This is a genomic window from Salinimicrobium profundisediminis, assembly GCF_026241755.1.
GTDB lineage: Bacteria > Bacteroidota > Bacteroidia > Flavobacteriales > Flavobacteriaceae > Salinimicrobium > Salinimicrobium profundisediminis.
Genome location: NZ_JAPJDA010000015.1, coordinates 44,735 through 59,198, shown reverse-complemented (window position 1 = coordinate 59,198; position 14,464 = coordinate 44,735). Strand labels below are relative to the sequence as shown.

General features: G+C 39.6%; 6 protein-coding genes. All 6 read right to left on the bottom strand.

Translation table 11 applies throughout. The features are described 5' to 3' along the window. Positions 1 to 25: 25 nt before the first annotated feature. The 6 genes from OQ279_RS10265 to OQ279_RS10240 all read right to left on the bottom strand — a co-directional run bounded on the left by OQ279_RS10265 (position 26) and on the right by OQ279_RS10240 (position 14,459). Positions 26 to 1,456 carry an alpha-L-fucosidase gene (locus OQ279_RS10265; RefSeq protein WP_266069795.1) on the bottom strand — a complete coding sequence of 477 codons (1,431 nt, stop codon included), beginning with the start codon at positions 1,454 to 1,456 and terminating at the stop codon, positions 26 to 28. Between the two features lie 13 nt (positions 1,457 to 1,469). Continuing rightward, on the bottom strand, positions 1,470 to 3,815 hold the full coding sequence (locus OQ279_RS10260) for a glycoside hydrolase family 3 N-terminal domain-containing protein (RefSeq protein ID WP_266069793.1): 2,346 nt from the start codon (positions 3,813 to 3,815) through the stop codon (positions 1,470 to 1,472). Between the two features lie 243 nt (positions 3,816 to 4,058). Continuing rightward, the gene (locus OQ279_RS10255) at positions 4,059 to 6,653 is read right to left on the bottom strand and encodes a carboxylesterase family protein (protein ID WP_266069791.1); all 2,595 of its coding nucleotides are present in this window, start codon (positions 6,651 to 6,653) and stop codon (positions 4,059 to 4,061) included. A 144-nt stretch (positions 6,654 to 6,797) separates the two neighbouring features. Continuing rightward, the gene (locus OQ279_RS10250) at positions 6,798 to 8,657 is read right to left on the bottom strand and encodes a SusD/RagB family nutrient-binding outer membrane lipoprotein (RefSeq protein WP_266069789.1); all 1,860 of its coding nucleotides are present in this window, start codon (positions 8,655 to 8,657) and stop codon (positions 6,798 to 6,800) included. A gap of 12 nt (positions 8,658 to 8,669) precedes the next feature. After that, on the bottom strand, positions 8,670 to 12,083 hold the full coding sequence (locus OQ279_RS10245) for a SusC/RagA family TonB-linked outer membrane protein (protein WP_266069787.1): 3,414 nt from the start codon (positions 12,081 to 12,083) through the stop codon (positions 8,670 to 8,672). Positions 12,084 to 12,251: 168 nt separating this feature from the next. After that, the gene (locus OQ279_RS10240) at positions 12,252 to 14,459 is read right to left on the bottom strand and encodes a GH92 family glycosyl hydrolase (RefSeq protein WP_266069785.1); all 2,208 of its coding nucleotides are present in this window, start codon (positions 14,457 to 14,459) and stop codon (positions 12,252 to 12,254) included. Positions 14,460 to 14,464 lie beyond the last annotated feature (5 nt).

Here is a 14,464-nt window from a genome sequence, read left to right as displayed (position 1 = left end):
TCGGTTTTAACAGACTTTAAGTTATTTAATTGAAAGAAAAAGCCAGTGCTGGTGTTACTTGTTCATAATCAGAAGGTAAATTCACGATAACCTCATTATTCTTTATTTGCCATTTTAGTACTTCTCCGGTCTCTAATAACGTAAGTTTACTACCCTTTTTTGGCAGGTTTCCTTTCCATGAAACCATCTTGGGGGCTTCTTTCTCCTTTTTCACCAAAACAATGGCATATTTTTTACCTTCTTTCTGGGTGAAATAAGTAGTACCGTCTTTGTAATAGCCAAGGGTTCGGGTACTATAAATAGCCTCCCCGCTCTTTTCCAGCCACTCCCCAATTTCCTCCAGAACAGCAACTGCGTCCAGAGGAAAAGTTCCATCAGATTCTGGACCAATTCCCAATAACATGTTACCACCTTTAGCGACAACTTCAACCAGGTTGTGGATAACCTCTTCTGATGTTTTAAAATTGTCATTAGGAACATATCCCCAATTATCTCCTAAAGGAAGACAGCTCTCCCATGGATCCTCCAGCTTTTCATCGGGAATCTTTCTTTCTGGAGTCTGATAATTCTCATATGGCCCGTGCACGGTTCTGTCAGCAAAAATAATTCCCGGCTGTGCCTCCCTTGCCATTGCAGCGATCTTGTCCATATCAATATCCTGGCTCCATTCTGGAATTGGTGCCCCCCAGGCCCTTACTTCATCATTAACTGTTTCTTTGGGTCTAACCCACCCTCCATCAAGCCACAAAACATCAATAGAACCATAATCGGTCATTAGCTCATTGAGCTGATTAAAAGTGAATTCTTTAAACTTGTTCCATCTCCAGGGATATCTATTGATATCATAATTATTATTTCTGTTTGGAGTGGCATATTTATCCCACCAATAATATTGCGAATGCCAGTCGGGCTTAGAGAAATAGGCTCCAATCATAAAATCTTTTTTTCTGAAGGCTTCAAAAATGTGCTTTGTTACGTTCGCTTTGGGATGATTCTTAAAAGGCCCGGCAGTTATTTTATAATCTGTTTGCTGAGTATCAAACATATTGAAGCCATCATGATGCTTGGTAGTAAAAACCAAATATTTCATTCCTGCAGACTCAGCCGCTTCAGCCCATTGATCTGGATCAAAATTCACTGGATTAAAGACTTTTTCCAAATTCCAGTACCACTTCTTGTAGTCGTTATAAGCGATTGTACTATCCCTTTCTATCCAGTCTTCAGAACAAATTGACCATGACTCAATGATACCTGGGACAGAGTATATTCCCCAGTGGATCAAAATTCCAAACTTTTGATCACGCCAATCTTCCAGTTTAGCCTTTACTAAAGGATCTACAGGGGCCTGATACTCTGAAGAACGCTGGTGCACATTATCTTTTTGTGCGTAGCCAGAATAGGATAATGATATACACACCAACCCTAAAATTATTTCTTTTATAGTTCTTTTATTCATGTTCTGAACAATTTTAATTCTCTAACTCTATTGATTTGGTAATCTCAAATTCCTCTTTTAAACGAATATCTTGAGAAGAAGAACCAATCATAATTTCAAAAGTCCCTGCTTCAACTATTCGCTCATTTTGAACATTAAGAAGGGCCAGATCATCAACCAATAATCTTAGCTTAACCGTTTTGCTTTCTCCCGGAGCAATAGAGATTTTTTTAAAATCCTTTAATTGTCGGGAAGGAGTAACCACACTACTCACCACATCATTGAGGTATAATTGAACCACCTCTTCCCCGGTCACTGCTCCAGTATTTTTCACCTGTAACTGCACGTCAACCACGGTTTGGAGCTTTTTTTCCTGAACATTCACACTCAACGCTGAATATTCAAAGCCAGCATAGCTAAGGCCATGACCAAACGGATAAAGTGGCTGAGCGTCTATTTCAACATAATCCTGATGCTGTGGAACAAGGTGATTGTAATAGACAGGTAATTGGCCTACAGATTTTGGAACTGATACTGGTAATTTACCAGAAGGGTTGTAATCTCCAAAAAGTACATCGGCTATGGCATTACCACCCTCCTGCCCGGGGTACCATGCTTCCAGGATAGCAGGGATATTTTCGGCGGGCCAGTTTAAAAGCAAAGGCCTGCCTTTTATGGTAACTAAAACAGTAGGGGTGCCCGTAGATTTTACAGCCTTGAGAAGTTCTAACTGTTTTCCCATTAACTGTAAGGTAGCTCTATCATAGCCTTCCCCACTTTCCATATCACTAATAATACCCTTATCATCCTCTACTACTGCAGCCCCTGTTTCTATGTACTTGGTTTTGAAATCACGTGCACTGGAGCCCCCCAGCACCACAATTGCAACATCAGATTTTTTTGCTGCTTCTACTGCGGCTTCAATATCAGTTTGTGTGGTGTCTCGAATTGCCGTTCCTTTTACATAAGTTACCTGCGCCCCGGGAAGTTTATTTTTGATACCCTCGAATACTGTCACAATATTATCCTCAGGTTGCGGCGCGGTATAATCTCCTAACTGGTTATATATATTATGCGCATTAGGACCTATTACGGCCACTTTTTTTACATTTTTGTTGAGTGGGAGAATATTGCTTTCATTCTTCAGTAAAACAAGGGATTGCTGCGCTACCTTTCTTGCCAGTGCTTTGTGCCTCTCGCTTCTAACATTTTCCTTGATATTTAAGGTATCCACAAAAGGATTTTCAAAAAGACCCATCCTGAACTTCAAAGCAAGAACCCGACTTACTGCCGCATCTAATACGGAAACTGAAACCTGATTATTCTTTACTGCCTCAATTAAAGCTGCATCAAACCCATTACCTCCCAGATCGGCATCTACCCCTGCATTAATAGCCATAGCTGCAGCATCTTGAGGAGATCCTGCTACCTGGTGACTTCCTCTTAATCCTTCTATGCTTCCCAGGTCTGAAACTACAAATCCATCAAATCCCCACTTTTCCTTTAAGGTTTGATCCAGAAGTTTATCGTGAGCTGTACTGGGTATGCCATCAATCGAGCTATATGCTGTCATTACAGAAAGTGCCCCGGCCTTAACAGCCTTTTCAAAAGGATATAGATAATTCTGAAGATCCCTTTCTCCAATGATTACTGCAGCGCCATTGTGGCCCCCTTCAGAAACACCATATGCCGCAAAATGCTTTAAAGTAGAAATGACGTTTTCACCACTAGAAATATCCTCTCCCTGAAAACCTTTTACCACCGCAATGCCAAGTTGTGCATTTAAATAAGGATCTTCCCCAAAGGTTTCTTCTACCCGAGACCACCTTGGTTCACGGGCCAAATCGAGAATAGGTCCGTACCCAATATGTGCTCCCTGTACCCGGGTTTCAAGTGCGATAGCAGAAGCCATTTCATAAAGCAAATCTGGATTCCAGGTACTCCCCTGCCCAATTGCCGAAGGAAATACGGTGGTTCCAATAGCCATGTGACCATGCATACATTCTTCTGCCAGAAAAACAGGGATCCCAAGGCGACTGTTCTCAATGACATACCTCTGCAATTCATTTGTAAGCCTGGCTGCAAGCAAAGGGTTTAATCCATTATCCAGGGTCTTTTTTGTCCAGGGGTCGGCTCGAAGTGTTCCCCAGAGTGAACCAATGTTTCGATCTTGTACCGCATCTTTAAATTCCTGGCTTACTTCTACCGTATGGTCATTAACTTTATGGTACATGTGCCATCCCAAAAGTGTGGATAACTGCCCTACTTTTTCTTCCAGGGTCATTCTCTTTAAAAGATCGTTTACCCTTTCATCAACACTCCTTGAAGGATCTTTATATATAGATTTTGTTTTTACCTGCTGTGCGTTTATGGCAGCCATTGGGGAAAAAATACATAAGCAAAAAACTATAATAGTTAAGTAGGAAAAAGAAAAATTCATTGGGAGTTCAATTTTATAAAAGGTAAATATTTTACTCTCTTAAAACCTGAGGTCTCTAAAATAGTAAATTCAAAGAAGGTTTTTTTCTGATAAAAATGAAAGGCGATGGTGGGTTACAAAGTATAATCTAAAAGAAAGGAATTGCAGAAGGCATTCTTCTACAATTCCTTTTAAAGTGATCAATTATTCTCTCCAATAGAAGTCCCCGCCTTCAATATTCCATGAATTATCAAAAAACCCACTATACTTAAGACCAGAAATGCCATTTTTCATCATTGTATCATCAAAGATCATCACATCTGGGAAAAAAGTGCCGTTCTCAAGATAGTCATTGGCATATGCACTTTTCATTCCTCTCTCACCTGTTGCAGTTATCACACCTACACTGGCTATATCACTATCTCTTCTTGGGAAAATGAAATAAGCACCCCATTGTTCCCCAGAAAAGGTTTTATCTCCAACCTGAAGCTTATTTTTTGTAACCTGAATGGGAGAGTCCTTTAAAAGCCTGTTCCAGGCAGCATTATTGCTTTTATTTCCATAAAGTATCACGTTCCTGTCGCTGTATTTATCAGTCCTAAAATCTACATCCCTTACTAATTCAACATTCCCGTTGGCCCTGTAGTAGAACTTTTCTGCATCAAATTTTGCCCTGTTGTAATACCATTCATTCTCTTCTTTTGAGCCTCTTGTCGCAAAAACGAAAACCATGTTATTTTTGAAAGCATCCTTGAATCCGCCGTACCGGTGTGGTCCTTTTTCTGCAGCTGAAGGTGTGGAAGCAACCTCCCAAACACCGCCATTCTTTCTAAAAAAGGCATTTTCTGTTGATGTTTTAATGGGGAGAATTTCATTGTCAATACTCATTGTGTCAAGTGAAGAGACACCCATCTCCTTAAAATTGAGTTTTAAAACTTCTACGTTCTCTGTCTCTAAAGACACCTTCCCGTCTTCTTTATCAAACTTAAAAGAGCTAATCTCAAAAGGCTTTTCCTGTTGATAAATAGTGACAAAATGAGAAGTTGCAGAAACGCCGGGAGAACCAGTAGAAAATTCAATTTCATCTATTTCTTCCGGAGATTTTATTTTTCGCGCCCTAAAGAAATCGAAAATAAGAGGCCAGTCTACACTATGATCTCCATACCAGTGGGTACCGTCCGGATATTCATAGTAAGCGAAGTCATTGTGGAATTTCCCTAAACGTTCACGCATTTCACGGGCGATAAAAGTAGGTACTACCGAATCTGCTTCCCCATGAAGCACATAAATTCCGAAGTGAAGATAATTGTTTTCAAGCTTCAGGGTTCTACTTGGGTTTCCGGCTCTTCTAACCATGGAATCCATTAACCGGTCAGATTCCTTTTCATATCCGGCAGATATACTTTTAAGGAATTCAGATTTACTCATACCGAACCTTTCAAAGTATTCTTCAGGTCTTTCTGCAGCCCTTCTTACAAAGCTATGCCTATACTCCAGTAAATCGGGGTATCCTGCAGCAGGTGCAATGGCCGCAAATCTATCAGGGTAAGTAGCCCCTAAATACCATGTGCCGTGACCACCCATTGAGTGTCCTGTAAGATAAGTGTGCTGTTGATCTGTTTTTAACAAATTCTCGGCATGCTCCAGTACTTCCAGTGCGTCCAAACGCCCCCAATCTTCCCATGCGAAACCAAAGGGCCTGCGATTGGTAGGAGCCACCAAATGGCCCCAGTCTTTTTGTTTATAGGCGTTGGCTTGATTTACAGCTTCTACTGAGGCACCATGAACAGATAGAAACAAAGCCTGCTGTTCTTTTTCTTTTGTAAGTGATGGCGCAATACTATAATATTGTACACTCCCATCTATATCGCTAATAAAGGTTTTTTTATGATGGGCATATTTTGATTTTATTGCCAACTCGATATTTTTAGAGTCAATTATTTTTCCTCTCCTGTCTTTTAACTGGACAACTACGTTAAGCGTATCACCTACAGGGAGAATTTCGGGAACAGGAATGCTAAAAGGCACTTTTCTCACATTTAAGGGAGAAACAGAGGGTACATTGGTTTCATTTTGATGAGACCCTACAATTGTTACTATACTAGCACCTTTGAGCCAGGAATCATTGCTGTTCATAATCCTGATTCCGCCTATTAAATCTTCTTTGTCCTCTCTCTGCACATCTGGCAGAGTCATGTCTCTTGTGGTAAACTGTACCGGTTGGTTGGGTTCAAGTAATCTGGCACGCATATGGGAAAATCTTCCCCCGGTTAAAATAAATTCATTTTTCCCTTTATTAAGTTTTACGGGAATAAGACTCCAGCCGAAATCATAATGATCTCCTTCGTGAGGCAGGCCATTAATTAAGGCTGCTGTATGCCCAGAAGCTTCAAAGATCACTGTCTTTTCTGAACCTGAATCATACTCCAGGTAGAGATAGCCATTTCTAAAGCCATCATCATTGAATTCACTGTTTTCACTTATCTCAATTTTTTTCCATTTAGCCGCCTTAGTGTCAACATCAGCAAAAGCTTCTTCTCCTTCAGAGATAACCATGGTTTTATCCTGAAGTAAATTTGCAAAGAGTGGATCACTTAGAACTGATTTTGCTTCCGCAGGAAGTCTCTTCCTTGAAAGGATTAAACCTTCCTCAAACAGATGGATTACCTCTCCTTCATTGATATCTTCAACTTTTTCCTTTCCAAAATATTCTACAATATTACCCTCTCTTTTTTGAGCAGATAAATGACTCACCGAAAGAAGTAAGCTGAAGAATATAAGTAATTGTGTTATTTTCATTTCGTTTATTTTTGAATTAAAAAAAGGGAACCTCTAAATAGAAATTCCCTTTTAATGATAATCTGGTTTTCAAATATTCTCTTGGTAATATTGCTAATTCAAACACTAGTAGATATTTGCAACTAGATTGATCCTGTTTGGGTTTTATTGTTTAGGACCTGCACCATAATCAGGATTTGGTTCATCAAACCAAATTCTTTCCTCATTAAGAATAAGTGGATTAACCGATCCTGGGGTGAAGCCCTGACTAATGTAAGCAGCCTCTGTATTCTCAAAGTTCTTGTTGTCTTCAGTAGGTATTTCTACACTAAATCTACGTGGGATAACCAATTCAGTTCCACCTGCAACAAGAGGATCCCATGGGAAGATGTTACTATTCCTTACCGGAATACCTGACCTTCTCACAGTAGTCCAGAGATCACCAGGAGTAGCTGCAAAATTGATGTACTGTTGAATATAAATTTTTTCAAGACCATCAGAGCTTAAATCGTAGGCAGGTTGATCCAGTAAGGCCTGAATTTCACCATCTCTCAGAGCTGTACTTCCCTCAGATGCAAGCTCAGAATCCAAATAAACGGGATCTTCATCATAATAAGGATAACGGTTGTTTTGTGCCATTAGATCCAGTCTTCTTACAGATAGTTCCACACCTTTATCAAAATATTCCTGAGCTGAACCGGAAATATTTGCTCCAAGCAATTTAAATTCTGCCAGGTAAAACATAGTCTCTGCCGATGATCCTAAAATAACTTTCAATGAAGGGAAATTGTCCACAACCTCCAGAATACGTCCTCCAGGCTTAGTAGGGTAGGTGAAGTTAATAGCGGTACGTACTAATCTCTCATTGAAATTTGAAGTTGAAGCATACACTTTTTCTACACCATCAACGCCAATTCTATTATTAACGCTCTGATTAAAATAAAAATCATTGTCACCATCTATAGTTGCATCAGGCGCAAGAGGAACCCCGTGGTATCTCACCCATGGTTCACCCGGTCCAGACCAACCAGCAAAATCACCATTTGAATCAGTCTCAACATATTCTGCGACATAAGGCGGTAATGGCTTACCGGCATCTAAAAATGCCTGTACTACTTCACCATTAAAGGAGTTCTTTTCAAAAAGTACTCTTAACCTCGGATCTTTATTCTCAATTAGAAAATCAATAAAATTCTCTGCTCCCATACCTACACCTACACCTTCCCCGGTACCAAAGTAATCAACACCTTTGTGGTAAAGAAAATCATCTGAAAGTTGATCCATATATCCTGCGGGAGAGTTGACAACTTCTTCTACTATTTCTATCGCTTTAGCCCTATCTTTATTTACAAGTCTTGCAGCGATCTTCAATTTAAGAAGATTGGCAAATTGAGCCCATTTTTTATAATCACCCCCATAAATAAGATCCTGATCTCCCACATCGAATTGATCCTCTGCCATAAGGTCAACAATAGCAGTATCGAGCTCATCAAGCCAAATATTAAACAGTTCGGATTGCAAATCATAGACAGGAGTTAACAAAGGAGGAGTAGTGTATGGAGCCATTCCTGCCTCGCTATAAATTATTGCACCATAATGGTCTGTAAGTGTCATAGCAGGAAGAATCTGGATAGGATAAGTCATGGCTCTCATGGCTCGTCTTTCTTCTTGTTCACCAGGAGCCATAGCATCAATTCTTGCTCTAATTTCTCTCACTGTAGGGATTAGGGAAGAGTAAATATTATGGTCTCCCTTTGGGCCCATCTCCACTACCTGCTCTGTATTCCCGGAATTCACTCCTCCTGTCACCACTTGTGACCACGGATAAGTATAATCAAAAGCATTATAGAACCATGTAGTATAGTCGTTTTCATACATCTGCTCAATAGCCTGAGTCATTGAAAGCGTCAACTCTGGCTCAGCAACCTGAGATGGGTCACTATTCAAGTCTGCAAAATCTTCTTTATCACATCCTATGGCAAAGATGAGTGTAGAAAATAAAGCTAATTTAATTGTATTTTTCATAAACCGTATTTTTTAAAAATCAATAGAAACTGTCATAGAATAAGACGCTGTGTACGGAGTAAAAGACCTCTCCAGGAAAGAAGAAGAACTTGTAGTTCCTCTAAATCCTTCAGGATGAATATCGTTTGGCAACGAATTATGCAAGTAAGCAAGATTGTGTCCGTTTAATCCAATGTACAAGTTTTGTGCTTTAATTTTATCGCTAATACTAGACGGGAAGTTATATCCAATACTAATGTTTCTTAAAGCTATATACTCTAATTCGGTAAACCAATCGTCGTTAACAACACCAGAACTCCAAGCATTATTAAAGTAATGGTAGTAACCGGCATGAGTAGGTTCAACATAACCCTGATCAAAAGCTTCCTGGAAAGTCATACCTCCCACATTAACCATTGTCCCATCAGGTGCAGTAATTGATTGACCAGGACTAAATACTCCTTCAGGAATAATACCATCTTCAAATACCTGTCCTTGAGTATCAGCATACTCAGATGTCCAGGTTACTCCACCGTATTCTGGAGCTCGTCCCTCAAGCGATTCTTCTAAATATCCATAAGCTGTACCATATTTACTAGAGTAAGAAGCAATATGCCCACCAAAACGAGCATCTAACAGCACAGACAATGTAAGTCCTTTATAAGAAAATTCATTGCTCCATGAGCCTTCAAAGTCGGGCTGAATTTTACCAATCTCTTCAACAACACCACTACGTGTATAAACTGCTCCACGGTTAGCATCACTATATTTTAAGATAGGCATTCCATTACGGGGATCGTCTATAGGATTCCCGTTTGCATCGGTAGACTGCCATAACTTTTTAGAACTATCAGACATTAATACTCCGTATTCCCCACCTTCAAATGCAACAGAACCTATTCGATAGTTCCCATAGTTGGTATAACCTCCTAATACTTTATATTCTCCGTAATCTTCATGTAACTCAGTAACTTTTGTAGTGTTATTCCAGTAGTTAAAAGTAGATCTCCACCTAAAGTTTTCTGTTCTAATTGGATCAACAGTCAAACTAAGTTCCAATCCATAATTCTTAAGTGTTCCTACGTTGGTAAACAGATTATTATATCCTGACTCCCGTGGAATTGGAACAGAACCAATTTGATTTTTAATAGTCTCATCATAATAGGCAACGTCTAGACCTATACGATTTTCAAGGAACCTAAGATCTGCACCTATTTCAAATGAATTTTTTCTTTCTGGCTCAATGCTTCTATCCACTAAGGTAGTAGAAATATTATTCCAGGGAACAAAATTCCCATTCTCCATTTCAAAGCTACCTATCTGGTATCCAGGGTTAATTAGGTATGGATCTGTATCACTACCTACTTGTGCCCAAGAAGCTCTCAACTTTCCGAAGGTTACCCATTCAGGCATTTCAAAGGTCTGATCAAATATCCACGATGTAGAAACAGAAGGATAGAAATAAGAGTTATTTCCTGTACCGTCTGTATATACGAGGGCCGAAGACCAGTCATTTCTACCTGTTATATCAAGAAAAACCTGATCCTGATATCCAAAACTGGTAAGGAAGTACAAGGAATTAATTTGTTTAGTTCCAAATACACTTGCAAACCCTATTGGATCTCTTTTAGAGTTATCAATAAAGAATTTACCAGGGAAAACGAGGCCACCATCTGTTCTCACATTACTTTGTGATTTTTCCTGATCCCAAATCTCTCCTCCGAGTAAAACCTGTGCAGAGAAATCTTCATTGATCTGGGTATTTGCATTTAAGGTAATCTTACCTGTTCTGCTCACGTTTCTTGTATGATTTAATTCGTATCCCCCACCTTCATTTGCCAAACCACTTCCTAAATTTTTATCTTCGAACCGGGTGGTATAGTAATTCATATTTCCTTCTACAGCAAGGGTAAGCCAGTCTGTAAGAGAAGCCGACAAACTCACTACAGGGCGAACCACAGTCTCTTCCTGCACAGCATTTGCAGTATTAAAGGAGAACCATAAACCTGCATTGGGTGCATAAGCATATTCGTCACCATAATCAGAATTAGGAATTCCACCATGTTCGGCCTGCCAATATCTCCTCTGAGAATATTTTTTAGTATTATAGATTCTTTCAAAACCTCCCGATGCAAAAATTTCAGAAAAATCATTTCTGGCATTTTTAGACTCAGATTGAGTAAATGTTACCGAACCATTAGCTTTTAACCACGGGGCTACTTCATAACTTGCTCTAAAAGCTAAAGTGTTTCGATCAAAACTATTGTTGGGTAGAACACCTGTTCTATAGCTGTAAGAATCTGACAAGTAGAACGTCGCTTTTTCATTCCCACCTTTTATAGCAAAGTGGGTATTGCTGTTCCAACCAGTGTCGTACGCATCTTTCATGTTATCCTCATTAGCCACATAAGGAATAAGATTTCCGTCATAATCTTCGATCATCACGCTACTATCAAACCTTGGACCGTAACTAAGTCCACCACCTGCATGATTAATTAAAGTAGGATCTCCATCAGTATTATAATAGAATTCAGGGCTAAACCTGTAGTAATCTCCATTTGAATCCTGTCTTCCATAACCTACATATCCGGGAAGTGTTCCTGGACCAAATTCATTCTGTAAGGCGGGTTGCCTGTATACGTCTTCAATACCGACTGTTTGGCTTACGGTGACACCTAATCCCCGGGCACCAGAACCATCTTTAGTTTGAATAATTACCACCCCGTTTATACCGCGAGAACCATACAAAGCTGTCGCAGCTGCACCTTTTAGAACTGATACACTTTCATAGTTGTCAGGGTTTAGGTTTTTAAGAATATTTCCGTAGTCATTCGCACTTGCAGACCAGTCTGCCGCTTCATCAGCAACTGAATTTTCAAGAATAACTCCGTCTATTACGAAGATTGGCTGGTTATTGTTTGAGTTTAGAGAGGAAATCCCTCGAATTTGGATTTTGGAATTTCCAAACAATCCTCCATCTGAAGATCCAATACTAACACCAGCAACTTTTCCCTGTAGCCCTCTCACAGGACTCACCGTGTTGGTTTTACTAATTTCACCCCCTTCGACCTCGCTCATTGCATAGCCGAGTTTCTTAGTCTCTCTCTTGATTCCCAGAGCGGTTACCACTACCTCTTCCAGGGCCTGAACATCTGCTGTTAATTGAACATCTATAGTACTTTGGTCCCCAACGGTAATTTCTCTAGTGGTAAATCCTACCATAGAGAAAACAAGAACAGCATCAGAAGGAACGTCAATCATGTAATTCCCATCCATATCTGTTACTGCACCATTCATGGTGCCTTTTTCCACAACTGTTACACCCGGAAGTGGCATTCCATTCTGAGCGTCTGTAATAGTTCCAGATATTGCCTGATCCTGCGCTACCATATTCTGACTAAAAAGCCCGAGCGCAAAACCAAACAAGATAAATAATTTGATTTTCATGGTTTGTTGTAATTTGGTTAAATAATGTCTACAAGATGAAGTAAATATACTGCAAATGTTACAGGAGTGTTAAGGGAAAAATCGAATTTCGACGAATAGCAGCGGTGGATAGCTCAACAACTTCCTGGGTTCGAAAACGATATAGACTTGCACATTTTAAAGGGTTTTTTAATACATTTCAATTGATGATGTACCTATCAATTTGGAGTGAGAAATGAAAAGGTTTTCATGTTTTTTCCCATCTATTAAAATATATTTTAGAGGTTCCCCAGCCTTAATAAAAGACTTTATTATAACTTCATGATTATCTTCCAAATGAAGAGTTATTTTATTAAACTTAGGTGCAAAGAGTGTATAGACTGGATCTGCCGGGGTTACTGGATAAAAACCCATCATGGCATAAATTACCCAGGCACTCATGGTACCTGTATCATCGTTTCCAGGTAGTCCTGCAGGCGCATTAGAATAATACCTATCAAGTAAATCATTAATCCTTTTTTGAGCTTTATCATTTTCTCCCGTTACAAAGTTGTAAAGAAAAGGATATCCAAAATCGGGTTCGTTGGCCATATCATAGTGACCTGCATCAAATATATAATCCAGCTGTTGAATGAAATTTTCTCCCCCTCCTTTTAGCTTGATTATTCCACGGATATCATGCGGCACCATATAAACATATTGCCAGGCATTCCCTTCAATATATCCTACATTCTTAGTGAAATTTGCACCGGCATTGGGGTCAAAAGGTTCATACCAATCTCCATTAGCCTTTTTTGGTCTTAAGAGTCCGGTTTCACTGTCATACAATTTTCTGTAAGACTGTGAGCGTTTATAAAATTTTTTATAGTCCTCTTTTTTTCCAAGGGCTTTGGCTAGTTGTGCAATAGCAAAATCTGATATATTATATTCCTGGGTAGTTGAAACAGGTCCTGCTATTCCACTCTCAACACTTAAGTAACCTTTTTCTACATACTCAGCATTTCCAGGACGAAGAGGATTGTTTTCTGTAACTGTAGCCCCTTTGAGCATAGCTTCGTAAGCCTTCTCTACATCAAAATTTCTAAGACCGCGCAGGTAAGAATCAGCAATAACTACAGAAGCAGGATCTCCAACCATTGTAAAGGTCTCTGTAGAATTTAATTCCCATTTTGGCAGCCATCCATTCTCATCATACATTGCCAACATGCTATTGATCATTTCCGTCTGTTCCCCAGGATAAAGCAGGGTCATTAATTGATGGTAATTCCTGTAAGTATCCCATAATGAAAAAACGGTATATCGGCTACCTTCTGTTTTTCCTATTTTCCCGGTGGCTATTTCAGGATACTCTCCATTGACATCACTGAAAATATTTGGATGAATTTGGGCGTGATATAAAGCTGTATAGAATACCGTTTTGTCTTCAGCACTTCCCCCTTCCACTTCAGCAACCGAAAGTTTTTCATTCCACGCATCTCTTGTTTCTTCATATATATCATTAAAGCTTCGATTCCCTACTTCCTTCTGGAGGTTCTCTCTGGCATTTTCAATACTCACGTATGATACCGCCACTTTTAATTCAACTTCTGTTGGCTGCTGGAAATCATATGAAAAATATGCTCCAATACTGTCCCCAACAACTTCGCGTGTAAACCCTTTTTTAATTCTTACCTTATCATTATAAGTCATCCATTGTGCTTCCACCCCCTCATAGTTATAAGGGTTCTTCCATGCACCGAATTCCTTTGAAGGTTTAGATAGTTGTGCGACAAAATATACCGGATAAGAAGCTTCAGGATTGTTATAACAAAAAGAACCTACTGTTCTCATCCCTTCTACCTCACTTGGGGAATTTATTTTTAACATCCCCCCCTGTTCATTTGTCAGCCCTAATCCAAGATTAATAAGAATATTAGCTTTCCCTTTTGGAAATGTGTATCTGCTTACCCCTACCCTTGTAGATGCTGTTACTTCTGCTTTTATTTGATATTTATCCAGTTCTACAGCATAATATCCCGCTTTAGCGGTTTCGTTCTTGTAAGTTGTACCATAGGTTTCATGGTTTGTCTCAACATCACCTGTGGTAGGCATGGCCAGTATAACCCCAAGATCGGGACAACCAACCCCACTAAGATTCACATGACTAAACCCGGTCAAAAAAACATTTTCATGAACATAAGGGTTCGATAACCACTGGCTATCCTTCTCGAGTTTGTTTGTGCCGCCAGCAACATTAAATGGGGAAACACTTGCCATTCCCCGTGGCGCAATGGCTCCCGGATTGGTAGCTCCATAATTGGAAGTTCCTATAAAAGGGTTAACAAATTCCACCGGCTCCTGAGAAAGGAGAATTTGTAATGAAAATAAACTAAGAACAAAAAAAAATCGGATTTTCATAGTAG

Bases quoted from the DNA above. Each gene is read 5' to 3' on its own strand.
- OQ279_RS10265 (WP_266069795.1), bottom strand. From the start codon at position 1,456: ATGAATAAAAGAACTATAAAAGAAATAATTTTAGGGTTGGTGTGTATA.
- OQ279_RS10260 (WP_266069793.1), bottom strand. From the start codon at position 3,815: ATGGCTGCCATAAACGCACAGCAGGTAAAAACAAAATCTATATATAAA.
- OQ279_RS10255 (WP_266069791.1), bottom strand. From the start codon at position 6,653: ATGAAAATAACACAATTACTTATATTCTTCAGCTTACTTCTTTCGGTG.
- OQ279_RS10250 (WP_266069789.1), bottom strand. From the start codon at position 8,657: ATGAAAAATACAATTAAATTAGCTTTATTTTCTACACTCATCTTTGCC.
- OQ279_RS10245 (WP_266069787.1), bottom strand. From the start codon at position 12,083: ATGAAAATCAAATTATTTATCTTGTTTGGTTTTGCGCTCGGGCTTTTT.
- OQ279_RS10240 (WP_266069785.1), bottom strand. From the start codon at position 14,459: ATGAAAATCCGATTTTTTTTTGTTCTTAGTTTATTTTCATTACAAATT.